Source organism: Acinetobacter johnsonii, from assembly GCF_048551975.1.
GTDB classification, from domain to species: Bacteria; Pseudomonadota; Gammaproteobacteria; order Pseudomonadales; family Moraxellaceae; genus Acinetobacter; species Acinetobacter johnsonii_A.
This window is the reverse complement of record NZ_JBIMCF010000247.1, coordinates 1-268: the sequence shown is the minus strand read 5'-3', so window position 1 is coordinate 268 and position 268 is coordinate 1. Positions and strand designations below refer to the sequence as shown.

The 268-nt window shown below is 42.5% G+C and carries 2 pseudogenes; both read right to left on the bottom strand.

Annotation, left to right across the window (positions count from 1 at the left end):
- A pseudogene (locus ACG9ZB_RS17395) lies at positions 1-95 on the bottom strand (IS1 family transposase); the annotation flags it as partial.
- A 3-nt stretch (positions 96-98) separates the two neighbouring features.
- Positions 99-268, bottom strand: a pseudogene (locus tag ACG9ZB_RS17390) (DDE-type integrase/transposase/recombinase); the annotation flags it as partial.

The following is a 268-nucleotide window of genomic DNA, read 5'->3' as shown; positions in this document are numbered from 1 at the left end:
TTTGTCTTCAACCTTTGGACTGTAGCTAAATCTCTCTTACCCCAAACATAAGCAAGAATCTCACCTGTTTTTCGATGGTAGGCGTAAATAAGCCATTACTGAGAGCCTCTGTCTGAATGATGAATCATCCTTGTCGCTCGATCCGTCACATGCTGCATCGCCATGTGTAGTGCCTGCACAACATTCTCCGCACGCATATCATTCGATAACTTATAACCTTTAATCTGACGGGTATAAGCATCTGTCACTAAGGATAAATAATGTACGC